Source organism: Mesorhizobium sp. CNPSo 4671 (assembly GCF_057784245.1).
Genome location: NZ_JBWLUW010000002.1, coordinates 317,349 through 343,048 on the forward strand (window position 1 = coordinate 317,349; position 25,700 = coordinate 343,048).

Here is a 25,700-nt window from a genome sequence, read left to right on the forward strand (position 1 = left end):
AGGTGAATATGAAAAAAAACTCCAAACCTGTCGCTGTTGAAGCGGCAACGGCCGAGGATGCGCGTGAAATCGCGCGCCTGTTGAGCTGGGCTTTCGGCTTCGGCAAGGCACGGGCGGACGAATATATCGCCCATGCCGGCCTTGGCGCGCTCAGGCTGCTGCGCGGCGAAAGCGGGCATCCGGAGGCCTGCGCGGCACTGCTCGAAACGGCGCATGTCTTCCATGGCAGACCGGTGCGGGCGGCCAACATCGCGCATGTGGCGATCGCGCCGGAGCGTCGCGGGCAGGGGCTGGCGGTGCCTTTCGTCGACGCGTTGTGCGCGGAGGCCCAGGCCAAGGGCGCGGCCATCGCCACGCTGTTTGCCTCGACGCGGCCGGTCTATCGCAAGAGCGGTTTCGAGCTCGCCGGCCATGAGATCATCTATGAAGCCGAGACGGTCAGCCTGCCGGCGGCTAGCAGGCTCGCCTTCGAACGCGTCGATCTGGACGATCCGCGCCTTGCCGATGCCTATGCCGTCAAGGCGGGCCGCGAGGCCGGGCTGCTCAGTCGTGGCCCGGCGCATTGGAACGAGTTGCGGCGGGAGCCGACCGATGCGGTCGCCGCCTATCTGGCCGAAGGCGACGAAGCCTATCTAATCCTCGATATGGGCGACGAGGCCCGTCTCGATGTCCGCGACTGGTACACTGCTTCGCCTGACGCCGCGCAAGGGTTGCTTTCGTTCCTGGCCAGGTTCCGCTCGGTCTATCCGGTCGTGCGCTGGCATGGCGGCCCGCAGGACGATCTGGTGGCGGCGATGCCGGACAAGGGCTGGCGCCTCGCCCATCAAGAGGAATGGCTGTTGCGGGTGCTCGATCCGGCCGCGGCGCTGCGCCAGCGCGGCTACCATGCCGACGATATAAGGCTGGCGCTGCGTATCGAGCAGGCGGAGATGGCGCTGGAGATCGCGATCAGCGGTGGCGCGGTCGAGGTCCGCGAGGCGGCCGGCGGGTGCCCGACCGTTACCCTGCAGGCCCCGGCCTTCGTGCAGATATTCACAGGCTTTCGCAGCGCCTCGAAACTGGCGCAGTATGGCCAGGTGACAGGCGAGGCGGCTGCCATACGTCTGTGTGACCAGCTGTTTGCCGGACCACCACCCTGGGTGGCCGAACATTTCTAAGGACGGAATTCATGACACATGCGCTTATTGCCTCGCTGAGGGCGGCGGCTGGAGACATGACGCCGGCACTGGCGCGCGTCGCCGAGACGGTGCTGGCGCAGCCCGACGTCACCTTGCGCCAGAGCATCACCGAGCTTGCCGAGGCCTCGGCCTCGTCCGAGGCCAGCGTCATGCGCTTCTGCCGGGACCAGGGTTTTACCGGCTTCCAGGATTTCAAGCTGGCGCTGGCCAAGGAACTGGCGACCGATGAACGGGCGCGGGACATCGGCCTGCCGACCGACGACATCCAGCGGCTGGTGGAAACCGCCATCATCTCGCTGCGCGAAACCGAGCAACTGATCGTCCGGGAGGATATCGCCACGGCCTCACGGCAGCTGCTGGCGGCGACGGCGATCGACTGTTTCGGCATCGCCGCCTCCGCCATCACCGCGCAATACCTCGCCTACAAGATGACCCGCATCGGCAAGCTCAGCCGCGCGCTGGGTGACGCGCATCTGGCGGTCATGGCGGCCGGCACCACGCAGAAGGGCACAGTGCAGGTGGTGATTTCGAGTTCCGGCTCGACCGTGGACGCGGTGCGCATCGCCGAGCTTGCCCGCTCGCAGGGCGCCTTCGTCATCGGCATCTCGAACCGTTCGAAGAGTCCGCTGGTCGCGGCCTGCGACCTCGCGCTGATCGCGTCCTGGCCGGAAACGCCGCTGACCGGTGGTGCCTTTCCGTCGAAGATCAGCCAGTTGCTGATTGTCGATGCGCTGGTGGCCGAGATGATGCGGCAGGAGCCGGCGCGGCTGGCGTTGGTCGGCCGCACGGCGGAGGTCGTGAGTGACCGCAGCTTCTGACCGTGCGATCTTCGCCATCGACATTGGCGGGACCAAGATCGCCGCCGCCGAAGTGCGTGGCGGGAAGTTGCTGGACAGGCGCCAGACGGCGACGCCGAGAACGGGCAGGGGCGACGATATGGTCGCGGCGATTGCCGGGCTTGCGCCCAGGCACGCGTTCGACGCCGTCGCCGTCGCCACCACCGGCATCGTCCGCGACGGCGCGCTGACGGCGCTCAATCCGCAGACCTTGCCGATCGAGAATGGCTATCCGTTGGCCCGGGCGCTCGAGGCAGCACTTGGCGTGCCGCCGCTGGTCGTCAATGATGCGCAGGCGGCGGCCTGGGCTGAATTCACCGTCGGCGCCGGCCGCGGCTTTCGCAACTTCGCTTTCTTCACGGTTTCGACAGGCATTGGCTGCGGCCTGGTGATCGACGGCCGGCTGCAGACCGGCGCCGCTGGGCTTGCGGGCCATGTCGGGCACACAATGTCCGAACCCGGCGGGGTGATGTGCGGCTGCGGCCGGCGCGGCTGCCTGGAGACGATCGCTTCGGGTACGGCACTTGCGCGGCGCGGCAGCGGGCGGCTCGGCCGCCCGGTTGACGCGCCGTATCTGTTCGCCGCCGCAAGGCAAGGCGACGCAATCGCCGCCGAGGTGATCGCGGCCGCCGTCGAGGCTCTGGTTGACAGCTTCGCCGACCTGACGGCGTCCGTCGACATAGATGGCTTTGCCGTCGGCGGCGGTGTCGGGCTGGCGGAGGGGTTCATTGCGGCCTTGCAAGCACGTTCCCGGCAGCTTCCGGCCGTTTTCCAGCGCCCGATCCTTGCCGCGCAGGCTGGCGCCGATGCGGGGCTGCTAGGGGTCGCGCTGCTTTATGAAGGAAATTTTCATCTAAAATAGTTTCTTGACAAAAAGTTTCATCCGCGCTTGATTGCAGGGGTAACGCTCGAAGGAGAAACCCCAGGTGCAAGGCGATGTGCTCGCTCAGCTCGATGGAACGCTGGTCGTCTCGTGCCAGGCTGAATCCCGCATGCCGCTCGACGCTCCCGAGCATATCGCCGCCATTGCCCGGTCGGTCGTCCTCGGCGGCGCGGCCGGCGTGCGCATCGAGGGCGTCGCGAACATCGAAGCCGTGCGCAGGCAGGTCGGTGTTTCCGTCATCGGCCTGATCAAGGCGCGCCGTGCCGAGACCGAGATCTACATCACCCCGACGCTCGCCAATGTGGCGTCGGTCATCGATGCCGGCGCCGACATCGTGGCTCTCGACGCCACCAACCGGCCACGCCCGACCGATCTCAAGACGATGTTCGATGCGATCGCGCAGAAGGGACGCCTGTCGATGGGCGATGTCAGCACGCTCGATGAAGGCAAGCGCGCCCTCGACGCCGGCGCCTCGCTCATCAGCACCACCATGGCCGGCTACACGCCCTATTCCAACCAGCAGCGCGGGCCGGATTTCCAGCTCATGAAACAGCTCGCCGGCGCCGGCCTGCCGTTTGTCGCCGAAGGCCGCATCTGGACGCCGCAGGAAGCCGTCCACTGCTTCGAACTCGGCGCTCGTTTTATCGTCGTCGGCGGCGCCATCACGCGGCCCGACGCCATCACCCGTGGCTTCGTTGACCAGGTCGCGTCGTGGAGCGCCAATCCGCAATTGAAGAGGAACCAGTCATGATCAAGCGCCGCCGCGTTGCCGTTATCGGTGCAGGCTTCATGGGCTCCATGCACGCCGCGATCTTCGCCGACATGGTCGGCTGCGAACTGGCGGCGATCGTCGATCCCAATCTGGAGCTGGCCGGCGCCGTCGCCGCCAAGGCGCCGGGCTGCAGGGTCTATGCCGGCCACGATGCATTGCTGGCAGGGGAGCGCGATCTCGACCTCGTCTCGATCTGCACGCCCGACAATCTGCACCTGGCGCCGGCGGTTGCCGTGGCCAAGGCCGGCATCAGCATCTTCGTCGAAAAGCCGATCTCCTCCACGGTCGCGGATGCGAAGGCCATCATCGCGGCCTGCGAGGCGGCCAAGGTCAAGCTCGGCATCGGCTATCTCCTGCGCTTCGATCCGCGCTACGCGGCGGCAAAAGAATTGATGACTTCAGGCAAGATCGGCGCCCCGATCCACATCTATGCCCGGCGCAACAGCGCCCGCACCGAAGGCCCCAAGCGTTACGGCGGCAAGCTGCCACTGGCGCTGCATGTCACCGTGCACGATGTCGACATGGTGCTGTGGATGCTCGACGGGCAGCACCCGGTTTCCGTCTATGCCCAGCAGACCGACATTCTGCTCGGCGCGTCGGGCACGCAGGACAGCCTGGCCGCGATCGTGCGCTTCTCCGGCGGCACGGTGGTGAATTTCGAAAGCGCCTGGTCGCTGCCGGCCGGCGCGCGCCACATGATCGATGCGCGCATGGAGCTGATCGGCACGGAAGGTTCGTTCGAGGTTCAGTGCGGTGACAGCGGCCTCTACTACGCCAGCAACGAGGCCTCGCGCGAGATCGACACGCAGCATTGGCCAGTCGTCAACGGCCGTCTCGACGGCGACCTGGCGCGCCAGCTCGGCGGCCTGCTTGCCTGGCTCGATGGCGCCGACATGCCGATCGCCAGCGGCCGCGATGGTTTTCGTTCGCTCGAGCTGACGCTGGCGATGATGCAGTCGGCTGAGAGCGGCGAAATCGTGCGCCTCGGCTAGAGGTGACGATCTGACAAACAGACAGAATTTGAAACGAGGCCAAAGCGGCCCAACAATGGGAGACGAAAAATGCTTAACAGACGCAATCTATTGATGCTTGGCGTGGCTGCCGCCGCGCTTGCCACGGCCCTGCCGGCCCTGGCACAGGACAAACCGTTCGACGGCGTACAATTGTCGGTGCTGCTCGAAGGCCATCCGACCACCGACGCCATTCAGAGGCTGTTGCCGGAATTCAAGCAGGTGACCGGCATCGACGTGGCGCTCGAAGTCGTGCCCGAGCAGGACATCACGGCCAAGGAACTGCTCGAATTCTCCTCCAAGTCCGGCCGCTACGATGTCGTCCAGAACAACATCATCTACCTGCCGGGCTTCGTGAAGTCGGGCTACATCGTGCCGCTCGACGATTTCCTGGCCAAGCACAAGGAGAACTTCGACAAGGCCGATTTCGTGCCCGGCTATTTCAACACCAACGTCGTCGACGGCAAGGTCTACGGGCTTCCGGTCTATGGCGAGAGCACCTTCGTCATGTACCGCAAGGACCTGTTCGAACAGTACGGGCTTGCAGCGCCGAAGACGTTCGACGACATCGCGGCCGCGGCCAAGACGATTTCCGAAAAGACCAACAAGCAGGTCGCCGGCATCACCATGCGCGGCCAGCAAGGCATCCAGGGCGTCTATGTCTGGGCTGCCTATCTCTGGGGTTTCGGCGGCTCGTTCCTCGATGCCGGCGGCAAGTCGGCGCTGGCAACGCCGGAGGGCGTCGCCGCACTCGACGCCTTCACCAAGTTGCTGAAGGATTACGGCCCGGTCGGTGTCGCCAATTTCGGCTGGGAAGAAAACCGGCTGCTGTTCCAGCAGGGCAAGGCGGCGATCACGCTCGATGCCACCGTCAACGGCGCCTACAATGAGGATCCCACCGTTTCCACGGTCGTCGGCAAGGTCGGCTATGTGCCGGTGCCGATGAAGTCCGCCTCGCCCAAAGGCGGTTCGTCCTCGCTCGCCGTGCACTCGATGTATGTCTCGGCCGAATCCAAGAACCAGGAAGCAGCAGCCCTGTTCGCCGCCTGGGCGACCGCCAAGGAGCAGCAGCTGAAGGCGATCGAGACCGATCCCAATTCCGGCGTGACCTCGCTTTCGGTGCTCAATGGCGAAGCCTTCGGCAAGCGCTACGGTGCCTTCAAGGACGGCATGATCGCCGCCATCAACGCCGGCAATCCGCAATATCTGCCGACGGTCGAACAGGCCAACGAGATCATCAACAACACCGGCATCGCCGTCTCCAAGGCGCTTGCCGGCACGGCCAGCGCCGCTGACGCGCTCAAGGAGGCGGACGAGGCCAACAACGCTGCGCTCGCCCGCTAGGCGGGTAGGCGTGCCCTGCCGCGTGCGCTCCCTGTGCGCGGCAGGGCGAAATTCCCAGCTGATGGATTGAGACCGTGGCGACAACAGCGTCGGATCCGACGAGACATTTCTTCCAGCCGATCATCGTCTGCCTGACCGTGGCATCGGTCGCGCTGACGCTGTTTGTGATCTGGATTTCGCTGCACGATCTGTCGCTGATGCGCGCCGGGCGGGAAAAGTTTGTCGGCCTCGACAATTACCTCCGCTTCTTCGGCGATCCCCGTGCGATGGCAGCACTTTGGCGCACGGTGCTGTTCACGACGCTGGCGACGGTGATCGAGATCGCGCTCGGCCTTGCCGTGGTGCTTTTCCTCGACCGCGACTTCGCAATGAAGCGGCTGGTCCGGACGCTGCTTCTGGTGCCCATCATCATGACGCCTGTCGTCGTCGGCCTGACTTGGCGCTTCCTGTTCGACCCCGCCACCGGCATGGCGAATTATCTGCTGTCGCTGGCCGGCATATCCCAGGTCGACTGGCTCGGCAGCCCGCAGATCGCGCTGTTTGCGGTGCTGATCGCCGACATCTGGCAATGGACGCCTTTCGTCATCCTGCTGGTGATGGCGGCATTGGAATCGGCACCCACCGATCCGCTCAATGCGGCCAGAGTCGATGGCGCGCGCGAATGGCAGGTGACCTGGTATGTGCTTTTGCCGATGCTGCGCCGGGCGCTCGCCATCGTCGCGCTGATCCGGGCGATCGACAGCATCAAGGCCTTCGACCTGTTCTACATCATGACGCGAGGCGGACCGGCGCTGTCGACGGAGACACTGAACTATTACGGCTACATCGTCGCCTTCACCAATTTCGACATTTCCTATGCGCTGGCCATCGCCGTCATCCTGACCATCTTCACCAATGTCGCGCTGCTGACCATGTACAGTGTTCTGTTTCCGAAAGCGGGAGAGCGCTGATGGGCCGGCGCGCGGTTTTCTATATCGGGCTGCTCATGCTTTTGCTGGCGGTGCTGTTCCCGCTCTACTGGGTGGTGGCGACCTCGTTCAAGACGACGCGCGATGCGTTCGCCATCCCGCCGGTCTGGCTGTTCAGCCCGACGCTCGACAATTACCGTACGGTGTTCGCCAATCGCGGCTTCCTCAGCGCCTTCGCCAACTCCTTCATCATCTCCATCCTGTCCAGCGCGCTGGCGGTGGCCATCGGCTCGGTCGCCGCCTACGGGCTGGCACAGCAGCCGGGCGACCTGCGCCGTTCGAAGGAAAAGTTCATCCTCAGCCTGCGCATCGCGCCGGCGCTGCTGTTCGTCATTCCAATGTACTATCTGGCGACGCGGATCGGCGTGCTGAACCAGCATTGGCTGCTGATCGCCGCCTATGCCTTCGTCAATGTGCCGTTCGCCATCTCGCTGCTGATCACCTTCTTCGACGACATTCCGAAGGAGTTGCGCGATGCGGCCCGCGTCGACGGCGCGCGCGAGTTCAGCGTGTTCTGGCATGTCTATCTGCCGGCGGCGCGCGGCGGCATGGTGGCGACGCTGATCCTGTGCGTGCTGTTCACCTGGAACGAGTTCTTCGTCGCCCTGGTGCTGACCGGCCGCGACACGCAGACGCTGCCGGTCTCCATCACCTCGTTCCTGACATTTCAGGGCATCCAGTGGGGCGCGCTGACGGCCGCCGCCACGCTCATCATGCTGCCGATGATCGTGCTTGGCGTTCTGGTGCAGGGGCAGATCGTGCGCGGCATGACGCTGGGCAGCGTGAAGGGCTGAGGGGATACGATGGCGAATTTGTCTATACGGTCGGTGTCGAAATCCTATGGCGCGGTCAACGTGCTGGATGATGTCTCGGTCGAGGTCGAGGAGGGCTCCTTCGTCGTGCTGCTCGGGCCGTCGGGCTGCGGGAAGTCGACGCTGCTGCATGCGATTGCGGGGCTCAACCCGATCGATTCCGGCACCATCATCATCGGCGACCGCAACGTCACCAATCTGCCTGCGCGGGAGCGCGACGTGGCGATGGTGTTCCAATCCTACGCGCTCTATCCGACCATGTCGGTGGCTGAGAACATCGCCTTTCCGCTGAAGATGCGCGGGCTCGACCGCAAGACGTCAAACGAGAAGGTCGGTGCGGTGGCGAAGCTGCTGCAGATCGAACCCTTGCTGGGTCGCAAGCCGCGCGAATTGTCCGGCGGCCAGCGCCAGCGCGTCGCCATCGGCCGGGCGCTGGTGCGCGATCCCCGGCTGTTCCTGTTCGACGAGCCGCTGTCCAATCTCGACGCGGCGCTGCGCACCGAACTGCGCGCCGAGATCAAGCGCCTGCACCAGTCGATCCGCCGCACCATGGTCTATGTGACGCACGACCAGACCGAGGCGCTGACGCTTGCCGACAAGATCGTCGTGCTCAAGGCCGGCAAGATCGAGCAGATCGGCACGCCGCTGTCGCTGTATGACGATCCCGACAATGCATTCGTCGCCGGCTTCATCGGTTCGCCGCGCATGAATTTCCTAAGGGCGAGCGTGGCCGAGGACGGGAAGGCCGTGCTCGTCGGCGACGCCAGGGTCGACGTCTCGCATCTTGTCGCGAAGCTCGTCGGCGGCCAGCAGGTCATGCTGGGCATCAGGCCGGAGCATCTCGACGAAAAGCAGGGCGTCGAACTGGCGCTTGCCGTCGACGTCACCGAGCGCCTGGGATCGACCTCCTATGTGCATGGGGCGCTGCCGAGCGGCGAAACCGTGGTCGCCGAGAGGCGCGAAGACCAGCCGCGTTTCGGCGAGACGATCACGCTGCGCTTTCTGCCCGCCCGCACGCGCATCTTCGACGCGCAAGGGTTGCGTGTTCGCTGATCCCAGCGCTGCCTTAGACCGTTTCCCATCCCACAAAACGATTGGGGCGCAGCCATTGCTGTACCGGATTGCCGTCGCCGGAAAGCACGGCGTCGACCAGCCAGCGTGCGGTGGCGGGTGCGGCATGCATGCCGATGGAACCCATGCCGCCATGCACGAACAGGCCCTCGACAGCGGTCCTGCCGGCGACCGGCAGGCCGTCGGACAGCATCGGGCGGTTGCCGGGATAGACGTTCTTGACCTGCGGTGAGCCGAGGCCGGGCAGCATGCGCAGCGTGCGGCTGGCGATGCGGCTCGCCATGTCGGTGTTGCGGACGAGATCGCGGAAGGCAGGCTGAACGGAGGCGCCGAGCCTGGCGTCGCCGCCGCGCATCGGGTTGAGGCAGATGGCCTCCACCGCCGGTCGGTCGTCGCGCTGCGCGGCAACATCGGCGAGGCCGTCGAGCCGCATGCGCCGGCCGAGTTCTTCCTGGTCCGGCCAGGTCAGTTCCTCGACGATCCAGGGCAATTCGAAATCGAGTTTTCCCAACTGGATCAGCCAGCCGCGGCCGGCGGTGAAGGGCAGGCCGGGCAGCGGCCCGTCGCCAACGGTGCGCCGCAACAGCTCCGACATCCACAGCCCGTTGGCGATGAAGACGAGATCGGCCTGAATGATGCCCTGGTCGGTCAGGACACCCTGGACCTTGCCGCCCCGGGAAAAGATCTGGACGACGCGCAGGCCCGTGCGGATCGCAGCGCCGGCCTCACGGGCGGCATGGGCGAAGGCATGCGTCGCCCCCATTGGCTCCAGCGTCCAGGCGCGGCCGACGCTGTAGCCGCCGGCGACGTTGAAGCCGATGCGGCGATGGTCCCGCGCCAGCTCCTTGCCGGCGACCTTCTCCATCGCCACGCCGGCCGCCCGGTAGCGGTCCGCGACAGCGGCGGCGGCCTCGAAACCGGCGTCGTCCTCGGAAATCAAGAGATGCGCGATGGCGGCGAATTCGAAGGGCACGGGTCCGCCGGCGAGTTCCGAATAGACCTCGACGCTGGCATCCAGCAGTTCGACCACTTCCTTCTGCGGCCCGCTGAGCAAGGTGCCGGTGTTGCGCCCGGAGGACTCGGCCGCGATCATGCTCTGCTCGAGGATGGTCGTCTTGAGGCCGCGGCGGGCGAGTTCATAGGCGAGCGTGCAACCGGCAATGCCGCCGCCGATGACCAGGGCGTCCACCGGCGCCTTGTCGGAATTCCTGACGAAGGACATGGGCAATCCTTTCCGATGAAAGCCAACACCAATCTCGTATACTCGTATACGAGATTGGTGAGGCGTATTCAAGAGATGCCGCTGCCTTGCGAGGGTGGCCAGGCCTTCGGGCCGCTGCAGCGGCGCGACCTGTGCAGATGTCAGGGATAAAGGGTTGACGCCTGCATTGGCCTGCGATTAAATCAATTTGATTTACATCATGACCGGTCTGCTCAGGGAGGAGAAAGATGCTGGGTCTCGTACAATCACCAGAGGTGCAGGGTTCAATGCGTGCGGCCGCTTTCGCGCGCGGCACGATCAGCCGGCGGCTGCTGTTCGCGCTTGCAGGCGCGGTGGCCGTTTCGTCGGCCTTTGTTTCCGTGACGCGGCCCGCGGCCGCCGAATCCGTGCTTGCCATGCATATCGAGGAGCAGACGAGCTGGGTGCAGAACTTCAACCCGTTCGATCTCGGTGGGCGGCGCCAGAGCACGATGGATTTCGTCTACGAGCCGCTGGTCATCTTCAACGACTATGACAGCGGCAAGCCGATCTTCCGCTTGGCGACGGGCTATAAATTCTCCGACGATCTGAAGTCGATCACCTACACGCTGCGCGACGGCGTCAAATGGTCCGATGGTCAGCCGCTGACCGCGGCCGACATGAAATACACGCTCGAACTGATGCTCAAGAACCCGGCCGTCGACATCGTCGGCGTCGGTGAAAGCGTGGCTTCGGTCGAGGCGCCGTCACCGACCGAGGTCAAGATCAACCTCAAGGGCGTCGACACCCACTTCCCGGAATCGCTGGCCGATTTTCCGGTCGTGCCCGAGCACATCTGGAAGGATATCAAGGACCCGCTCGCCTTCAAGAACGAGAAGCCGGTTGGCTCGGGGCCGATGACCGAGATCCGCCGCTTCACGCCGCAGGTCTACGAGCAGTGCCGCAACCCGAATTACTGGGACGCAGCCGACCTGCATGTCGACTGCCTGAAACTGCCGCAGATCTCCGGTAATGACCAGATGCTGGCGCTGCTGCCGCAAGGCGAAATGGACTGGATCGGCTCGTTCCTGCCGGAGATCGACAAGACTTATGTCGCGCTCGACAAGGATCATAACGGCTACTGGCAGCCGCCGGCCGAGACCATCGCCTACGAGATGAATCTGAAGACCGACAAGCCGGGCAATTTTGAAGCGTTCAACGACATCAACTTCCGTCACGCCTTCAGCCTGGCCATGGACCGCACCTCGATGGTCGACATTGCCGGCTTCGGTTATCCCGTGGTCAATCTGCATGCCAGCGGCCTGCCGCCGCGCTTCGACAGCTGGCGCAACAAGGCCGCCGAAGGCGACAAGGATGTCTGGATGACTTACGACATCGACAAGGCCAACAAGGTGCTTGACGATGCCGGCTACAAGAAGGGCGCCGACGGCTTCCGCACCACGCCGAAGGGCCAACCGATCGCCTTCACCATCATCGTGCCGAACGGCTGGACCGACTGGATCGACGCCGTGCAGATCGCCACCGAAGGCTTGCGCAAGATCGGCGTCAATGCCTCCGTCGCCACGCCCGAATATGAGCAGTGGCAGAAGCAGCTCCTGGACGGGTCCTTCGACGCCGTCATGAACTCGCGCCCCGACGGGCCGACACCGTTCCGCGGCTATTACCAGACACTGTCGACGGCGTTCGCCGGGCGCATCGTGCATGCGGACTCGCGCTACTCCAATCCCGAGCTCGACAAGGTGTTCGACGCCTACCGCAAGGCAACGACGGACGAGGAGCGCAAGAAGCTGTTCGACCAGGTGCAAGTGATCATCGCCGACGACTTCCCGGTCGTTCCGGTGTTCAACGGACCGACCTGGTACCAGTATTCGAGCAAGCGCTTCACCGGCTGGGTGACCAAGGACGAGCCGGTGATGAACCCGGAGAACCACGACAACAACCGCATGCGGTTGATGCATCTGTTGCGCCTGAAGCCCGTCCAGTAATCGACTGGAGCAGCTCACCGTTTCGCGGAAACGGTGAACTGCTCCGTCTCTTTGTTCTGACGCAATTCCGGACGGAAAACCGCTCACACTTTTTCCTGGAATTGCTTTAGCGAGGTTTTCGGGATGCGGATTCCACTTCGCCGGCTGGGCGTCTATTTCGTCGCCTTCCTGTTTGCGATCGTCGTCAACTTCACCCTTCCCAGGCTGATGCCTGGGAGCCCGGTGGACTCGATGATCGCGCAGCTTGGTCCGCGCGCGACACCGGCGGCGATCGAAGCGATCAAGGCTCGCTTCGGCGCCGTCGAGCAGCCGGTCTGGTTGCAGTTCGTCGACTACATCAAAGGGCTGGCGACCTTCGACCTCGGCGTCTCGGTGAAATATTATCCGCAGACGGTCACACAGGTGCTCGCCCGCTCAGCCGGCTGGACAGCGCTTCTGGTCAGCTGCGCCATCGTCTTTTCCCTCTGCATCGGCGTCTCCCTCGGTGCAGTGGCAGCCTGGCGGCGAGGCGGACGCTTCGATGCGTTCGTCTCGCCGTTTTCCGTCGTGCTACTCGCCATTCCGCCTGTGATCATCGCGCTCGCCACGCTGTTCACCTTCGGCGTAACGCTGCGCTGGTTCCCGGTCGGCTATGCCTACAATCCGGACCTCGACCCCGGCTTCAATTTCACCTTTCTCGGCAGTGTGTTCTGGCATGCGGTCATGCCGGTGCTGACGCTGTCGCCCTATATGATCGGCGAGTTCCAGACCACGATGCGCTCCTCGATGATCTCGGTGCTCGGCGAGGACTACGTCACCATGGGTCGCGCCAAAGGGTTATCGGAAACGGCGGTGATGTTCTCCTATGCGGCGCGCAACGCGATGCTGCCGGTTCTGACCAATCTGGCGCTGATGCTGGGCGCGGTCTTCGGCGGCTCGATCGTCACCGAGATCGTCTTCAACTATCCCGGACTCGGGCTGACGCTGTTCACGGCGAGCGTGGCGCGCGACTATCCAGTCATCCAGGGCCAGCTTCTGCTGATGACATTGGCGACGCTTGGCGCCAACCTGCTGGTCGACATCATCTATGGAATCGTCGACCCGCGCATCAGGGAGGAGCGCGCATGAGATTCGGGCTGCAACTCCTGTTTCGGCAGAAGAAGGCGGTGGCGGGGTTGATCATCGTCGCGGCACTCTGCCTGATGGCGCTGGCAGCACCGATCCTGGCGCCGAACGATCCCGGCGCGCGCGTCGGACGTTCGCACCAGCCGCCGACGGTCTCGCACTACTTCGGCACCACCAAGATGGGCCGCGACGTCTACAGCCAGTTCGTCTGGGGCGCGCGGCCGTCGCTTGCCGTCGGTTTCGCCACCGGCCTCGCCATCACCGCGCTCGGCACGGTGATCGGCCTCATATCAGGCTATTTCGGCGGCCGCACCGATGCGACGCTGGATCTCATCACCAATGCGGTGCTGGTGATACCCAATATTCCGCTACTGATCCTGCTTGCCTCCTTCGCCGGAACGGTCGGGCCATTAGCGATCATGACGATCATCGCGCTGACATCCTGGCCGTGGGGTGCGCGCATGACGCGGGCGCAGACCATGGCGTTGCGCAACCGTGAATTCATCACGGCGGCACGCATGGTCGGCGAGCCTTCCTGGCGCATCATCTTCGTCGAGATCCTGCCCAATCTCGTGCCGTTGATCGGCATCAACATTGTCGGCTCGATCATCTATGCCATCGTGGCGCAGACAACGCTCGAATATCTCGGCTTCGGCGATCCGCTCAACGTAACCTGGGGCACCATGCTCTACAACGCGCAGAATTCCTCGGCGATCATCGTCGGCGCTTGGTGGGATATCGGCGCGCCGGCGCTCGGCATTGCGCTGGTCGGGCTGGGCCTGGCGCTGCTCAACTTCACCTTCGACGAGATCGCCAACCCCCAGCTGCGTTCGGGATCGGCGCTGTCGCGATGGCTGCGGCTGACACGGCTGCGCAAGCGTGAACTGGAGGCGGCACGGTGAGCGGCTCCCTGCTGCAAGTCCGCGACCTCAGCGTCGACTATCTCACCGACAAGGGCGCCTTCCGCGCCGTGAAGAACGTCTCGTTCGAGATCGGCCGTGGCGAGTTGTTCGGGCTCGCCGGCGAATCCGGTTGCGGCAAGAGCACCATCGCTTATGCCATCACCAGGCTCGCCAAGGCGCCGGCCTGGGTGGCGGGCGGAGAGATACTGCTCGACGGCCAGGATCTGCTCAAGCTCACCGAAGCCAGCCTGCAGAAAGTGCGCTGGCGGCGCATCGGCATGGTGTTCCAGAGCGCGATGAATTCGCTCAACCCGCTGATGCGGGTGGAAGCGCAGTTCCACGACGTGCTGCGGCGGCATAATGGCGCCAGCCGGGAGCAGTCGCGGGCCCGCGCCGAGGCGATGTTCAAGCTGGTCGGCATCCCGGCGAACCGGCTTCCGGATTATCCGCACCAGTTCAGCGGCGGCATGCGCCAGCGCATCGTCATCGCCATCTGCCTGGCACTGGAGCCCGAGCTGATCATCATGGACGAGCCGACGACCGCGCTCGACGTGGTGGTGCAGCGCGAGATCCTCGAACAGGTGATCGACCTGCAGCGCGCGCTCGGCTTCTCGGTGCTGTTCATCACCCATGATCTGCATCTGATGGCGCAGCTCTGCCATCGCATCGGCGTGATGCTGAAGGGCGAACTGGTCGAGGTGGGCCATGTCCGCCAGGTGAGCCAAGCCCCCGTCCACGAATACACACGCAAGCTCTGGGGCGCGATCCCGCAATTGCCGGCGCGGGCGCGCGAGGCGCTGGCATGAACGCGCTGCCCTCCGTGCTCGCCGAGCCGGTGATCGCGCTCAACGCGATCGAACGCAGCTTCGGCCTTGTGCAGGCGCTGCGCGGCATCTCGTTGTCGCTGCGGCCCGGCCGGGCACTGGCCCTGGTCGGCGAATCCGGCTGCGGCAAGACGACATGCGCGCGCATCATCGCGCGCATGGACCATCCGACAGCAGGCACGCTGTCTTTTCGTGGCCGCGACGCGACGAGGGCTGGAACAGGCGATGAAGAGCGGGCCTATCGTCGCGCCGTGCAGATGGTGTTCCAGGATCCGTTCGCCTCGCTCAATCCGGTGTTCACCGTGCATCATCACCTGGCCCGGCCGCTCGCTTTGCACGGCCATGCGCGGGGCAAGGCGGCGCTGGCCAAGGGCGTGACGGAACTGCTTGCCGATGTCGGCCTCGATCCGGAGCTGACGGCGCATAAATTTCCGCACGAGCTGTCCGGAGGCCAGCGCCAGCGCGTCAACATTGCCAGAGCGCTCGCCGTGCAGCCGGATGTGCTGGTTGCCGACGAGCCGACCTCGATGCTCGATGTCTCGATCCGGCTCGGCATCCTCGAACTGCTTGCCCGCATCAAGCGCGAGAAGAACCTGGCGCTGCTCTACATCACCCATGATATCGCCACTGCCGCCCATGTGGCGGAGGAGATCATCGTCATGTTCGCCGGGCAGATGGTGGAGTGGGGTGCGACATCGGCCGTCATCGCCGGCCCGCGCCATCCCTACACGCAGCTCCTGCTTTCGGCGGTGCCCGATCCGGACCGGCCTTTCGTGCCGGGCGACAGCGCCCGCTTCCTCAACCATGCCGAGGAGGTGCGGCGGATATCACGCCCCGCCTCGGCCGATGTCGAACAGGTCGCCCCAGATCATTTCGTCCGTGCGCTCGGCACGGTTTCGTAACAGGATTTTTGGAATGGACTATCTGGTCAACCTTTCCCTGCTTGGACCCGATCCGGCGCTCGACCAGCGCGTGGCCAAGGCCGGCGTCACCATCCGCCGGGCGCTTGCGCCGGAATACGAACTGGTGACGGGCTGGGTGCGGCGGACATTCAGTGTCGGCTGGGCGGGAGAAACCGCCGTCTCCTTCATGCGCCAGCCGCCGGCCTGTTTCCTGGCGACGCGGGCAGGGGAACTGGTCGGCTTTGCCTGCCATGAATCGATCGCCCGTGGCTTCTTCGGCCCCACAGGTGTCGACGAGGCCGCGCGCGGCCAGGGCATCGGCCATGCGCTGCTGCTCGCCTCCCTGCTCGACCTGAGGACGATGGGTTACGCCTACGCCATCATCGGCGATGTCGGCCCGTCGCAATTCTACGAACGCACCGTCGGTGCGACACCGATCCCCAATTCGGAGCCCGGTATCTATGCCGGCCTGCTGAAGACCTCCGACTGACCCTTTCACTTCACGAGATTGCCATGACCGAGACACTTGCCTTGCGGCTGGAAAGTTTCTGGACGCCTCCGGGCGAAGGCCAGAAACTGGCCTATTCGCTGAAACTCACCAACGCCTCGCGCCAGCGGTTGGAAAACTTCCGGCTCTGCATCAGTGGCCCGGGCCGGATCGATCCCGCCGCGACGGTCGAGGGCGGCGTGCTGACCGAGCGGATGTCCAACCATGCCGCGTTCGCGCCGCCGGACGGCTTCGTGCTCGATCCGGGCGCTGCCTGGACGGTGACGGCGCGAGGCCTGAGCTATCCGCTGCGCCACTGGACCGACGGCGCCACCAGCGCCTATCTCGTCCTGGCCGACGGCAGCACGCAGAGTATCTCGGTCGAGCCGACGAAGGCAGCCGGGGACAATGCGCCGCGCAAGCGCGGCGCCGAACTCTATCCGGTACCCGCTGTGGCGCCGGTTTCGATTTCGGTCATCCCCTGGCCAGCCAAGGTCGAGGTGTCGGGTGCTATACCGGCGCCCGCGGGTCTCGACCCCAGGCCTGTAGGCAAAGAGGCCACCGCAGCGGCGGCGGCCTTTGCCGAGCTCACCGCCAGCCTGTTCCCCGTCGAGGGGATCGTTCGCCCAGCCGCGGAGGGCGGCTTCCCCGTCATCTTGTCACCAGGGGGCGGCTTGCGGCCGGAAGCCTACTCCATCACCTTTTCCACCGATGCGGCGACGGTTTCAGCGACCACGAGCACGGGATTTCTCTACGGGCAGATCACGCTTGGCCAGATCCTGCGCGGCGCCGGACAGCATCCCGGCACCTTCCGCTTTCCAGCCGGTGGAGAGATCCGCGACGAACCCTCGCTCGGCTGGCGCGGCTGCCATCTCGACGCGGCGCGGCAATTCTACGCTTCGGCCGAGATCGAGAAATTCCTCAGGCTTCTGGCCTGGAACAAGCTCAACCGCTTCCATTGGCACTTGTCGGACGACGAAGCCTGGCGGGTCGAGATATCAGCCTATCCCGCGCTGACCGAAATCGGCGCCTGGCGTGGCCACGGCCTGCCGGTTCCGCCGCTGCTGGGCTCGGGCCCTCAGAAGTCCGGCGGCTATTACACCAAGCCGGTCATCCGCGACATCGTCGCGCTGGCCGGCCGGCTTGGCATCGAGGTGGTGCCCGAGATCGACGTGCCCGGCCACTGCTACGCCATGCTGCAAGCGCTGCCTGAGCTGCGCGATCCCGGCGAGCATGGCGAGTATTTTTCCGTGCAGGGATTTCCCAACAACTGCCTCAACCCGGCGCGCGAAGAAACCTACCGCGTGCTGGAGACGATCTTCGACGAGCTTATCGAATTGTTTCCCTCGAAGATCATTCATGTCGGCGCCGACGAGGTGCCGATCGGCGCCTGGTCGGGTTCGCCGCAGGCGCTGCACCGGCTTGCCGAGATCGGCGGCGAGGCGGTGGCGCAGTCGCATGCCAGGCGGCTTGGCGTGGTCACCAACACGCATGGCGCCGATGAGATCGAAGGCTCGGGGGCAGCGGTGCTGCAGGCGCAGTTCCTCAAGCGCGTACAAGCGTTCCTTGCGTCTCGCGGCTGCATCACCGGCGGTTGGGAGGAGGCAGCACACGGCAATGTCATCGACAAGACGAAGTGCTACCTGAATGGCTGGCGCAATGTCGAGGTTTCGGCGGCGCTGGCCGGCGAGGGCTATGACATGGTCGTCAATCCGGGACAGGTCTACTATCTCGACATGGCCAACAGCCAGGAATGGTCGGAACCGGGCGCCGCCTGGGCCGGCTGGTCGTCGCCCGAGAAACTCTACGGCTTCGATCCGGTGCAAGGCTGGAGCGAGGCGCAGAAGAAGCATTTCCTCGGCGTGCAATGCTGCATCTGGTCGGAACCGATGACCGACCGCGCCGTCTTCGACCGGCTGGTCTTTCCCAGGCTTTCGGCGCTTGCCGAAACCGGCTGGACGCAGCCGCAGCGCAAGTCGTGGGAACGCTTCAAGGCGCTCTGCGGACTGATGCCGGTTCTCTACGGATTGCCATAGGCCCTCCGTTGTGACGCGGGTGGAGAACCGCGCCACACTTTTCCTGGAATGGCCCGGCGGATCAGCCGAGCGGCTTCTGCAGCACGTCGAACTGAGGGTTGGTCTCCGAAAAGATCGGCAAGGCTGCGGCGCCGAGCACGGACGTGTCCTTGCCGGCGGCGCCGACCAGCACGCGCGGCGTGGTCCGCGCGCTGGTCGAGCTGACGGAGAGATGCAGCGGTTCGAGCCGGGCGACGAGGGCCTCGATCACCGGCAATGGCATGAAGCCGCCCACCACCACGGTTTCGGGATCGAGCGCCAGCTCCAGCACGTCGATCGCCTGGCGCAGCGGATCGACGGCATCGGCGATCCAGGCTTCGAGGCGGTCGTCGCCATGCGCCAGCAACGCCTCCAGCACATCGGGCGAGGCATGATCGGGGTCAGGCAGGTCGAGCCGGTCATAGGCGGCCCGCAGCGACACGTAGCGCTCCAGGCAGCCGCGCTTGCCGCAGCCGCAGGACAGGCCGCCAGGCTTGACGATCATGTGGCCGATCTCGCCGGCATTGTGGCGGCTGCCCTTGTAGAGATGGCCGTCCAGGAACAGGCCGGCGCCAAGGCCGGTGCCGATGAACAGATAGACGAAGCTGCCGAGGTTGCGGGCAACGCCATAGAGCCGCTCGCCTATTGCCGCGGCGGTGGCGTCGTTCTCGACTGTCACCGCAATGCCGGTCAGCCGCTGGAGCTCGTCCGCGACCGGAAAATCCTGCCAGCCGGGCAGGGCGGTGGGCCCGACCGAGGTCATGCCTTCGACGTCGAACGGGCCCGGCATCGCCACGCCGATGCCGAACAGGCGCTGGCGGACGAAGCGGAACTTGCGCATCAGCTCCTCGGCAATCGCGGCAAGCAGCGGCATCGCCTGCGCCGGGGTCGGACGGTCGACGGGGTGCTCTATACGCGCCCGCACCGTGCCTGAGAGATCGGTGATGACGCCAACCGCCAGCTGATGGTCGAGCTGCAGGCCGATCGAGTAACCGCCATCGGGGTTGATCGAATAGGGCACCGCCGGCTGGCCGCGCGCGCCCTTGAGCGTCGCCTCGGCGCGCAGCAGTTCGGCCGTCTCGAGTTCCTCGACGATGTTGGAAATGGTCTGGGTGCTCAGCGCCGTCAGCCGCGCGATCGCCGCACGTGACAAGGCGCCGTTGGTGCGGATCGCCTCGATCACCACGCGACGGTTGTGCGACTTGGCCTGTTCGAGGTTGGTGCCGGAGATGGCCTTCCGAGAGATCATGGGAGCGTTACCAACGAACTTTGCGGTAAAAACAAATCAAGTTGATTTAATTATACGCAATGGTAGCTACCACTTCTAGCCGATTTCGCAGCCAGAGCGCCATCGGAGCAGGTGTAATTCCAGCATTATTTGATGAGGCCGTCTGGTGGCCTGGCCGACCCGCGGATCAGAACTCCCTGGGTTTCGCCAGTTCGGCACGGATTTCGGCGTCGTGCTCGCCGCGCTCGGGACTTTTGGCCGGCATCTTTTCCGCCTGCCTGGAAAAGCGGGGAGCGGCGGCGGCCTGCAAAATGCCGTCCACCGTCCGCCACGAGCCGCGGGCGGCCATGTGCGGATGCTTTGCTGCCTCCTGCGGGCTGAGCACAGGGGCGACGCAGGCGTCCGATCCTTCGAACAGCCTGGCCCATTCGTCGCGCGGTCTTTCGGCAAAGATCGCCGCTAGCCGGTTGCCGAGCTGCGGCCAGAGAGCGCGGTCGAATTGGTTGGCGAATTGCGGATCGCCGGCGAGACCGAGCCGGTCGAGGAACTGCGCGTAGAATTTCGGCTCGACGCACTGGACGCTGATGAAGCCATCATCCCATGTACGGTAGACACGGCACCAATGCGGCCCGTCGAGAAGGCTTCTGCCGCGTTCGGCCGCGAGGCCGCCGATTTGGCCGAGCACCATCAGCAGGTTCATCATGTGGGCCGAGCCGTCGACGATTGCCGCGTCCACCACGGTGCCTTCACCGCTCGCTCGCGCGTTCATGATGCCGGCGAGTATGCCGATCACCAGATAGAGCGCGCCGCCGCCTATATCGCCGACCAGCGTCGGCGGCGCCATGGGCGGCTCGCCCGGCAAGGAGGCGTACCAGAGCGCGCCCGACACGCCGATATAGTTCAAATCATGCCCGGCGGTGCGGGCGAGCGGTCCGTCCTGGCCCCAGCCGGTCATGCGGCCATAAACCAGCTTTGGATTGGCCGCCAGGCAGACCTGCGGGCCGAGGCCAAGTCGTTCCATGACGCCTGGCCGGAATCCCTCGATCAGGCCATCGGCTGTGGCGATGAGGTGCATCAGCAGGGCGACATCCTCGGCATTCCCGAGGTCGAGCGCGATGGAGCGCTTGCCGCGATCGAGCAGCGAGCGTTCCGGGAGTCCGGGCAGGAGCGCCTGCTTGCGGTGGACGACGATGATTTCGGCACCGAGATCGGCAAGCAGCATGCCGGCGAAGGGTGCGGGCCCGAGCGCCTCGATCTCGACGATGCGGATTCCCCTGAGCATTCGACCCTCCACGGCGACTCCTGAGTATCGCGCAAGGCGACGGTGTGTAACCCCGCTGTTTTGGCATTGAAGCACGTGCCGCCCGCATATACTTCAGGGCCATGAAAAAAATCGGTTTCCTCTCGTTCGGGCACTGGACGCCCTCTTCGCAATCCCAGGTGCGCTCGGCGTCCGACGCGCTGCTGCAGTCCATCGATCTCGCCGTCGCGGCCGAGCAGCTCGGCGCCGACGGCGCCTATTTCCGCGTGCATCATTTTGCCCGCCAGCTCGCCTCGCCATTCCCGCTGTTGGCGGCCGTGGGTGCCAAGACCAGCCGCATCGAGATCGGCACGGCGGTCATCGACATGCGCTATGAGAATCCGCTCTACATGGCCGAGGATGCGGGTGCCGCCGACATCATCGCCGGCGGGCGCCTGCAGCTTGGCATCAGCCGTGGCTCGCCCGAGCAGGTCATTGATGGCTGGCGCTATTTCGGCTACCAGCCGCAGGAAGGCAAAAGCGACGCCGACATGGCGCGGCATCACGCCGAGGTTTTCCTCGACACGCTGCGCGGCGTCGGCTTCGCCCAGCCCAACCCGCGGCCGATGTTCCCCAATCCGCCCGGGCTGCTCCGGCTCGAACCGCATTCGGAAGGCCTGCGCGAGCGCATCTGGTGGGGTGCCGCCACCAGCGCCACCTCGGAATGGGCGGCCAAGCTCGGCATGAATCTGCAGAGCTCGACGCTCAAATTCGACGAGAGCGGCAAGCCTTTCCACATCCAGCAGGCCGAACAGATCCGGATCTATCGTGAGGCCTGGAAGGCGGCCGGCCATGCGCGCGAGCCGCGCGTTTCGGTCAGCCGCAGCATCTTCGCGCTGGTCGATGACCGCGACCGCGCCTATTTCGGCCGCGGCAATGAAAGCCGCGACCAGATCGGCTTCATCGAGGAGAATACGCGGGCGATCTTCGGCCGCAGCTACGCCGCCGAGCCTGATGTGCTGATCAAGGAGCTGGCTCAAGACGAGGCGATCGCCGAAGCCGACACGCTGCTGCTCACCGTGCCCAACCAGCTCGGCGTCGACTACAACGCTCATGTCATCGAGGCGATCCTGACCCATGTCGCGCCGGCCCTGGGCTGGCGCTGACGGCGACACCGTGTAACCTTCGACCATGGCGGGCGATTCAGGAGGTTCACGGTATGGCGAAGAAGGCTTTGATTGCCTGGGGCGGCTGGGAAGGCCACACGCCGGAACGCAGCGCCAACGTCATCCGCGCGCTGCTTCAGCGCAACGGGTTTGATGTCACGCTCGGCGAGGGCACGGTGCTGTTCGCCGATCCGGAATTGCCTTCCTTCGATCTCATCGTACCGGTCATCACCATGTCGACGATCGAGAAGGCCGAGCTGCAGAACCTGACGCAGGCGGTTCGTGCGGGAAGCGGGCTTGGCGGCTTTCACGGCACGATGGGCGACAGTTTCCGCAACGAGCCCGACTACCAGTTCATGACCGGCGGCCAATGGGTCGCGCATCCCGGCAACATCATCGACTATCGTGTGGTGATCACACAACCGGACGACCCGATCACCAGCGGCATCAGCGATTTCGCCTACCGGTCGGAGCAGTATTACATGCATGTCGACCCGAGCAACGAGGTGCTGGCGACGACGACTTTCAGCGACGCGCATTTCCCCGGCATTGGCGGGGTTGTCATGCCGGTCGTCTGGAAGCGAAGATATGGCGCGGGGAGGGTGTTTTACAGTTCGCTTGGGCACACGGCGGATGAGTTCGCGGTGCCGGAGATGGCGATGATGGTGGAGCGCGGGTTGCTGTGGGCGGCGCGGGGGTAGCAGCAGGCGTGGTTTTATGAAAATCTTGGGCTGAATTCACAGGGCATCTAAGGAGATATCCAATGAATGGTTTCAGTTGGTCTGCTTCCGAAAAGAAGCTCGCCCATCATGCCTTCGATATGGCTCTTGAGGCCGCGCTCGCAAAGACGATGGCCGAATTCAAGCGCAAGGCGAGTGCGGTGACGCAGCCCTCCGAAATGTGGGAGCTGGAAGACTATCTGCGTGAAGAGCGGCGGGATATCGATCGGATGTTCGATTACCGCTATTCGAGCTGATCTACGTTCTTGCCCATCTCATTCGATTAGGCCATCTCGACGAAAAGCTGCTTGCCGGTCTGTCCCAGGACAAATGGGACGCCATTCGGCGGGACCTTGCCTTTACAGCGAGACGCTCGGCCAGCGGATGACGACGGAGGGCGGCCGCGTCCCGATCCCTGCCATGCTGGAAAAGCGGCCGGTATCGCACTACCATCCCGTCGAATGGCGAGGGGGATGAGATGGACCATCACCGTACTGTTTTTCTGATCGGCGCAGGTTCCGTTGGTGACGACGAGCAAGCCGTGTTCACGCTGCACGTGAGCGGCGCTGCCTGCAGTCTGAAATGCAGCTATCGGGACAAGGTAATCGAGGCCGAGGAGGAAGACTTTTTCGAGGCTCTGTTCCAAATCCGCCAGGCACTCGAAGTCGATGGCTTGATACCCTTCTGTTACGGAGCAAGTGCCAATGTTTATCCGGAAAATACCGTATTGGAAAAAAGTCGCGGATTGATAGCCTGCAAGGTGAAGACGGGGCAATTTCCCAAGGAGACCGATCTGGTCGACATATTTGATGATGGCGTCGACGTGGTTCCTGTTTTCGTCCATATGCAACAGGAATTTTGGGAAGAATGGCTGGCTTCGCTGCCTTCCTAGTCCCGGCGCTCATCCAATCCCGCCGGTGACAAGATAGGCACCGGCTGTGCGTCCATCCTCCAGCCGCACCACCGCCGTCACGATTGAGCCATACGAGCCGCGCCAGACGCTGTGGAAGCGCTGATGCTCTGAGGCCGGAACGAGCGCATGCCCGCTGAAGCGCGCGCCGCTTCGCTGCATCGCGACGGCCTCTCCATTGATATGCACCTTGATGGTGGCGTTCTCCGCCTCTGCGTCGCCGGGCAGATCGAGCGTGATGGTGATCTCGTCCTGATCGCCGGAAGCCCGCGTCTCGGCGGCAAGCGCGATTGCCAGCGGAGGTGCTTTGGCGGGTTGGGTGGGTCGGCCTGAAAACACATCATCAACCAGTTCCGGCGTGCGTGGCGGGCTTGTGCGGCGCTGGGTGGCGCACTCGTAATCGCCGGCCATGCGCAGCAGGCTTTCGTCGTCATAGGCCTTGCCGGCGAAGGTCAGGCCGACCGGCATGCCGATGTCGGCCAGGGTGCCCATCGGCACGGTGACGGTCGGGATGCCGAAATGGCGCCAGACCAGATTGCCGTTGGCGACCCAGGTGCCGTTGCGCCAGGCAAGCGCGGCGGACGCCTCGTTGATGTCGGCATCGGCCGGCCCGACATCGGCGGCGGCGGGCAGCACCACGGCGTCGATGCCTTGCGCGTCGAGCCAGTCCTCGAAATCGATCCGCCGTGTCGCCTCAAGCCCCTTCAGGCCCTCTGCAATGGTCGGGATAGCCTTGAAGGGCGTGACGCCGGATTTGGCCCGCTCGACATACTCCGACAGGTCGAAGCCGCCTTCGTAGCGGTCGGGCAAAGTGCCCGGCGGCTGCGGGAAGATTTTCGGGCCGTCGACCGAGGCGAGATCGGGCAAAGCAGGATCGGCATTGGCGCGCAAAAAGTCGTCCCAGCCCCAGATGCAGAGGTCCCAGAGTTCACGATCGGCGAACTCTGTCGGCACCAGAGCGCGCTCGGCCATGGTGCGGGTACCGGGACGATCGCGCTCGTAGTTGGAGACGACGGGAAAATCGACCTCCACCACTTCGGCGCCGAGCCGCTTGAGATCGGCCGCCGCCTGATCCCACAGTGCCAGCACGGAGGCTCGGGTTTCGATCGCCCGGTCGGCTTCGGTGTCTCTGCCGATATACATTCTGGGCACGCCAAGCCGCATGCCCTTCAGCGAGCCGGCAAGCGCCAGATCGAGATAGCGTTGCGGCCGTACCTCGGAGCTCTTCGGCAAGGCCACCCACGGCTGTGCGCGCCAGAAATCGCCTCGCGTCTGTGGATCATCGGCGACGATCACGTCGAGCAGTTCGAGTATGTCGGGCACGCTGCGGGTGTGCGGCACCACGACGTCCATGGTCGGCACCAATGGCCAGTTGCCGCGCACGGAAATGACGCCGCGCGACGGCGTGTAGGCGACCAGCGCATTGTTGCTGGCCGGCGCGCGGCCGGACGACCAGGTCTCCTCGCCAAGCCCGAAGGCGCAGAAGCTGGCGGCCGTCGCCGTGCCCGAGCCATTGGACGATCCCGAGGCGAAGGCTGCGGTCAGGTAGTCGGCATTGTAGGGGCTTTCGGCGCGGCCATAGACGCCGCGCTGCATGCCGCCATTGGCCATGGGCGGCATGTTGGTGAGGCCGATCAGCACGGCACCGCCGGCGCGCAGCCGGGCGATGGTGAAGGCGTCCTCATTGGCGACGAGATGTTCGAAGGCCGGCGAGCCGGCGGCGACTGTCAGGCCCTTGACCTTGTAGCTGTCCTTGGCGGTGTAGGGGATGCCGTCGAGCGGCCCGAGCAGAGCGCCATTGCGGCGCCGCTGGTCGGAAGCCGCGGCCTCCTCGAACATGGCGGGATTGAGCACCGGGATAGCGTTGAGGCTGATGCCGTGGCGGTCGAAATGCGCGATGCGCCTGAGATACGCCGCGACCAGTTCGACGCTGGTGACGACACCTTCATCGAGGGCGCGGCGCAGTTGGTCGATCGTCGCTTCGACGAGAAGGCTGGCATCGGTCATCGCTGGTTCCAGGCTGTTGTCTGCGCACCATGGATGAGCGAGCCCGCCGGCTTCGGCAAGGGCCAATCGGCAGTCTTTGTCGGAACGTGTTGTGCTG

Annotated in this window: 24 protein-coding genes; 20 read left to right on the forward strand and 4 right to left on the reverse strand. The window is 64.8% G+C overall.

Annotated elements, in window-relative coordinates; translation table 11 throughout:
• Positions 1–8: 8 nt before the first annotated feature.
• From AC04SF_RS05900 to AC04SF_RS05940, 9 genes are all read left to right on the forward strand, one after another.
• On the forward strand, positions 9–1,157 hold the full coding sequence (locus AC04SF_RS05900) for a GNAT family N-acetyltransferase (RefSeq protein WP_488476928.1): 1,149 nt from the start codon (positions 9–11) through the stop codon (positions 1,155–1,157).
• A gap of 11 nt (positions 1,158–1,168) precedes the next feature.
• Positions 1,169–1,996 (forward strand): MurR/RpiR family transcriptional regulator, encoded by an 828-nt coding sequence (locus tag AC04SF_RS05905; protein WP_488476929.1) that lies wholly within the window; start codon positions 1,169–1,171, stop codon positions 1,994–1,996.
• On the forward strand, positions 1,980–2,876 hold the full coding sequence (locus tag AC04SF_RS05910) for an N-acetylmannosamine kinase (protein WP_488476930.1): 897 nt from the start codon (positions 1,980–1,982) through the stop codon (positions 2,874–2,876). Before AC04SF_RS05905 ends, AC04SF_RS05910 begins: the two co-directional genes overlap by 17 nt.
• 64 nt (positions 2,877–2,940) lie before the next feature.
• Positions 2,941–3,648, forward strand: coding sequence for an N-acetylmannosamine-6-phosphate 2-epimerase (locus AC04SF_RS05915; protein WP_488476931.1), 708 nt, complete (start codon positions 2,941–2,943; stop codon positions 3,646–3,648).
• Positions 3,645–4,661, forward strand: coding sequence for a Gfo/Idh/MocA family protein (locus AC04SF_RS05920; protein WP_488476932.1), 1,017 nt, complete (start codon positions 3,645–3,647; stop codon positions 4,659–4,661). Before AC04SF_RS05915 ends, AC04SF_RS05920 begins: the two co-directional genes overlap by 4 nt.
• Before the next feature lie 69 nt (positions 4,662–4,730).
• Complete coding sequence (locus AC04SF_RS05925) at positions 4,731–6,023, forward strand: ABC transporter substrate-binding protein (RefSeq protein WP_488476933.1); 1,293 nt, start codon at positions 4,731–4,733, stop codon at positions 6,021–6,023.
• Between the two features lie 74 nt (positions 6,024–6,097).
• On the forward strand, positions 6,098–6,973 hold the full coding sequence (locus tag AC04SF_RS05930) for a carbohydrate ABC transporter permease (RefSeq protein WP_488476934.1): 876 nt from the start codon (positions 6,098–6,100) through the stop codon (positions 6,971–6,973).
• On the forward strand, positions 6,973–7,785 hold the full coding sequence (locus tag AC04SF_RS05935; RefSeq protein ID WP_488476935.1) for a carbohydrate ABC transporter permease: 813 nt from the start codon (positions 6,973–6,975) through the stop codon (positions 7,783–7,785). The genes AC04SF_RS05930 and AC04SF_RS05935 overlap by 1 nt, the downstream gene beginning before the upstream one ends.
• Positions 7,786–7,794: 9 nt before the next feature.
• Complete coding sequence (locus tag AC04SF_RS05940) at positions 7,795–8,856, forward strand: ABC transporter ATP-binding protein (RefSeq protein ID WP_488476936.1); 1,062 nt, start codon at positions 7,795–7,797, stop codon at positions 8,854–8,856.
• Between the two features lie 13 nt (positions 8,857–8,869).
• Here AC04SF_RS05940 and AC04SF_RS05945 read toward each other — a convergent pair whose 3' ends face one another.
• Positions 8,870–10,096: an NAD(P)/FAD-dependent oxidoreductase gene (locus AC04SF_RS05945; protein ID WP_488476937.1), complete on the reverse strand. Its 1,227-nt coding sequence runs from the start codon at positions 10,094–10,096 to the stop codon at positions 8,870–8,872.
• A gap of 266 nt (positions 10,097–10,362) precedes the next feature.
• Here AC04SF_RS05945 and AC04SF_RS05950 point away from each other — a divergent pair, with 266 nt between their 5' ends.
• The 7 genes from AC04SF_RS05950 to AC04SF_RS05980 all read left to right on the forward strand — a co-directional run bounded on the left by AC04SF_RS05950 (position 10,363) and on the right by AC04SF_RS05980 (position 18,315).
• Positions 10,363–12,060, forward strand: a complete 1,698-nt coding sequence (locus AC04SF_RS05950; protein ID WP_488477333.1) for an ABC transporter substrate-binding protein — start codon at positions 10,363–10,365, stop codon at positions 12,058–12,060.
• A 123-nt stretch (positions 12,061–12,183) separates the two neighbouring features.
• A complete protein-coding gene (locus tag AC04SF_RS05955) occupies positions 12,184–13,167 on the forward strand; it encodes an ABC transporter permease (protein ID WP_488476938.1) in 984 nt (327 codons plus the stop codon).
• Positions 13,164–14,066, forward strand: a complete 903-nt coding sequence (locus AC04SF_RS05960; RefSeq protein ID WP_488476939.1) for an ABC transporter permease — start codon at positions 13,164–13,166, stop codon at positions 14,064–14,066. The genes AC04SF_RS05955 and AC04SF_RS05960 overlap by 4 nt, the downstream gene beginning before the upstream one ends.
• Positions 14,063–14,872: an ABC transporter ATP-binding protein gene (locus AC04SF_RS05965; RefSeq protein WP_488476940.1), complete on the forward strand. Its 810-nt coding sequence runs from the start codon at positions 14,063–14,065 to the stop codon at positions 14,870–14,872. The genes AC04SF_RS05960 and AC04SF_RS05965 overlap by 4 nt, the downstream gene beginning before the upstream one ends.
• Positions 14,869–15,792 carry an ABC transporter ATP-binding protein gene (locus AC04SF_RS05970; RefSeq protein WP_488476941.1) on the forward strand — a complete coding sequence of 308 codons (924 nt, stop codon included), beginning with the start codon at positions 14,869–14,871 and terminating at the stop codon, positions 15,790–15,792. The genes AC04SF_RS05965 and AC04SF_RS05970 overlap by 4 nt, the downstream gene beginning before the upstream one ends.
• 13 nt (positions 15,793–15,805) lie before the next feature.
• Positions 15,806–16,282 (forward strand): GNAT family N-acetyltransferase, encoded by a 477-nt coding sequence (locus tag AC04SF_RS05975; protein ID WP_488476942.1) that lies wholly within the window; start codon positions 15,806–15,808, stop codon positions 16,280–16,282.
• Positions 16,283–16,305: 23 nt separating this feature from the next.
• Positions 16,306–18,315 carry a beta-N-acetylhexosaminidase gene (locus AC04SF_RS05980; RefSeq protein ID WP_488476943.1) on the forward strand — a complete coding sequence of 670 codons (2,010 nt, stop codon included), beginning with the start codon at positions 16,306–16,308 and terminating at the stop codon, positions 18,313–18,315.
• Positions 18,316–18,376: 61 nt separating this feature from the next.
• Here AC04SF_RS05980 and AC04SF_RS05985 read toward each other — a convergent pair whose 3' ends face one another.
• Together AC04SF_RS05985 and AC04SF_RS05990 are read right to left on the reverse strand one after the other, a co-directional pair.
• Complete coding sequence (locus AC04SF_RS05985) at positions 18,377–19,582, reverse strand: ROK family transcriptional regulator (protein ID WP_488476944.1); 1,206 nt, start codon at positions 19,580–19,582, stop codon at positions 18,377–18,379.
• Positions 19,583–19,748: 166 nt separating this feature from the next.
• Positions 19,749–20,843, reverse strand: a complete 1,095-nt coding sequence (locus tag AC04SF_RS05990) for a CaiB/BaiF CoA transferase family protein (protein ID WP_488476945.1) — start codon at positions 20,841–20,843, stop codon at positions 19,749–19,751.
• A gap of 101 nt (positions 20,844–20,944) precedes the next feature.
• Here AC04SF_RS05990 and AC04SF_RS05995 point away from each other — a divergent pair, with 101 nt between their 5' ends.
• From AC04SF_RS05995 to AC04SF_RS06010, 4 genes are all read left to right on the forward strand, one after another.
• Positions 20,945–21,967 (forward strand): LLM class flavin-dependent oxidoreductase, encoded by a 1,023-nt coding sequence (locus tag AC04SF_RS05995; protein WP_488476946.1) that lies wholly within the window; start codon positions 20,945–20,947, stop codon positions 21,965–21,967.
• A gap of 53 nt (positions 21,968–22,020) precedes the next feature.
• Positions 22,021–22,668, forward strand: coding sequence for a ThuA domain-containing protein (locus AC04SF_RS06000; protein WP_488476947.1), 648 nt, complete (start codon positions 22,021–22,023; stop codon positions 22,666–22,668).
• Between the two features lie 62 nt (positions 22,669–22,730).
• Positions 22,731–22,943: a hypothetical protein gene (locus AC04SF_RS06005; protein WP_488476948.1), complete on the forward strand. Its 213-nt coding sequence runs from the start codon at positions 22,731–22,733 to the stop codon at positions 22,941–22,943.
• A gap of 221 nt (positions 22,944–23,164) precedes the next feature.
• Entirely contained in the window at positions 23,165–23,578 is a 414-nt protein-coding gene (locus AC04SF_RS06010) for a hypothetical protein (protein WP_488476949.1), read from the forward strand.
• 9 nt (positions 23,579–23,587) lie between these two features.
• On the opposite strand, the gene AC04SF_RS06015 is transcribed toward AC04SF_RS06010, so the two are convergent.
• Positions 23,588–25,603, reverse strand: a complete 2,016-nt coding sequence (locus tag AC04SF_RS06015) for an amidase (RefSeq protein ID WP_488476950.1) — start codon at positions 25,601–25,603, stop codon at positions 23,588–23,590.
• Positions 25,604–25,700 lie beyond the last annotated feature (97 nt).

Bases quoted from the DNA above. Each gene is read 5' to 3' on its own strand.
- AC04SF_RS05955 (WP_488476938.1), top strand. From the start codon at position 12,184: ATGCGGATTCCACTTCGCCGGCTGGGCGTCTATTTCGTCGCCTTCCTG.
- AC04SF_RS05950 (WP_488477333.1), top strand. From the start codon at position 10,363: ATGCGTGCGGCCGCTTTCGCGCGCGGCACGATCAGCCGGCGGCTGCTG.
- AC04SF_RS05980 (WP_488476943.1), top strand. From the start codon at position 16,306: ATGACCGAGACACTTGCCTTGCGGCTGGAAAGTTTCTGGACGCCTCCG.
- AC04SF_RS05985 (WP_488476944.1), bottom strand. From the start codon at position 19,582: ATGATCTCTCGGAAGGCCATCTCCGGCACCAACCTCGAACAGGCCAAG.
- AC04SF_RS05995 (WP_488476946.1), top strand. From the start codon at position 20,945: ATGAAAAAAATCGGTTTCCTCTCGTTCGGGCACTGGACGCCCTCTTCG.
- AC04SF_RS05905 (WP_488476929.1), top strand. From the start codon at position 1,169: ATGACACATGCGCTTATTGCCTCGCTGAGGGCGGCGGCTGGAGACATG.
- AC04SF_RS05925 (WP_488476933.1), top strand. From the start codon at position 4,731: ATGCTTAACAGACGCAATCTATTGATGCTTGGCGTGGCTGCCGCCGCG.
- AC04SF_RS06000 (WP_488476947.1), top strand. From the start codon at position 22,021: ATGGCGAAGAAGGCTTTGATTGCCTGGGGCGGCTGGGAAGGCCACACG.
- AC04SF_RS05960 (WP_488476939.1), top strand. From the start codon at position 13,164: ATGAGATTCGGGCTGCAACTCCTGTTTCGGCAGAAGAAGGCGGTGGCG.
- AC04SF_RS05900 (WP_488476928.1), top strand. From the start codon at position 9: ATGAAAAAAAACTCCAAACCTGTCGCTGTTGAAGCGGCAACGGCCGAG.
- AC04SF_RS05990 (WP_488476945.1), bottom strand. From the start codon at position 20,843: ATGCTCAGGGGAATCCGCATCGTCGAGATCGAGGCGCTCGGGCCCGCA.
- AC04SF_RS06015 (WP_488476950.1), bottom strand. From the start codon at position 25,603: ATGACCGATGCCAGCCTTCTCGTCGAAGCGACGATCGACCAACTGCGC.
- AC04SF_RS05975 (WP_488476942.1), top strand. From the start codon at position 15,806: ATGGACTATCTGGTCAACCTTTCCCTGCTTGGACCCGATCCGGCGCTC.
- AC04SF_RS05945 (WP_488476937.1), bottom strand. From the start codon at position 10,096: ATGTCCTTCGTCAGGAATTCCGACAAGGCGCCGGTGGACGCCCTGGTC.
- AC04SF_RS05920 (WP_488476932.1), top strand. From the start codon at position 3,645: ATGATCAAGCGCCGCCGCGTTGCCGTTATCGGTGCAGGCTTCATGGGC.
- AC04SF_RS05970 (WP_488476941.1), top strand. From the start codon at position 14,869: ATGAACGCGCTGCCCTCCGTGCTCGCCGAGCCGGTGATCGCGCTCAAC.
- AC04SF_RS05935 (WP_488476935.1), top strand. From the start codon at position 6,973: ATGGGCCGGCGCGCGGTTTTCTATATCGGGCTGCTCATGCTTTTGCTG.
- AC04SF_RS05940 (WP_488476936.1), top strand. From the start codon at position 7,795: ATGGCGAATTTGTCTATACGGTCGGTGTCGAAATCCTATGGCGCGGTC.
- AC04SF_RS06010 (WP_488476949.1), top strand. From the start codon at position 23,165: ATGGACCATCACCGTACTGTTTTTCTGATCGGCGCAGGTTCCGTTGGT.
- AC04SF_RS06005 (WP_488476948.1), top strand. From the start codon at position 22,731: ATGAATGGTTTCAGTTGGTCTGCTTCCGAAAAGAAGCTCGCCCATCAT.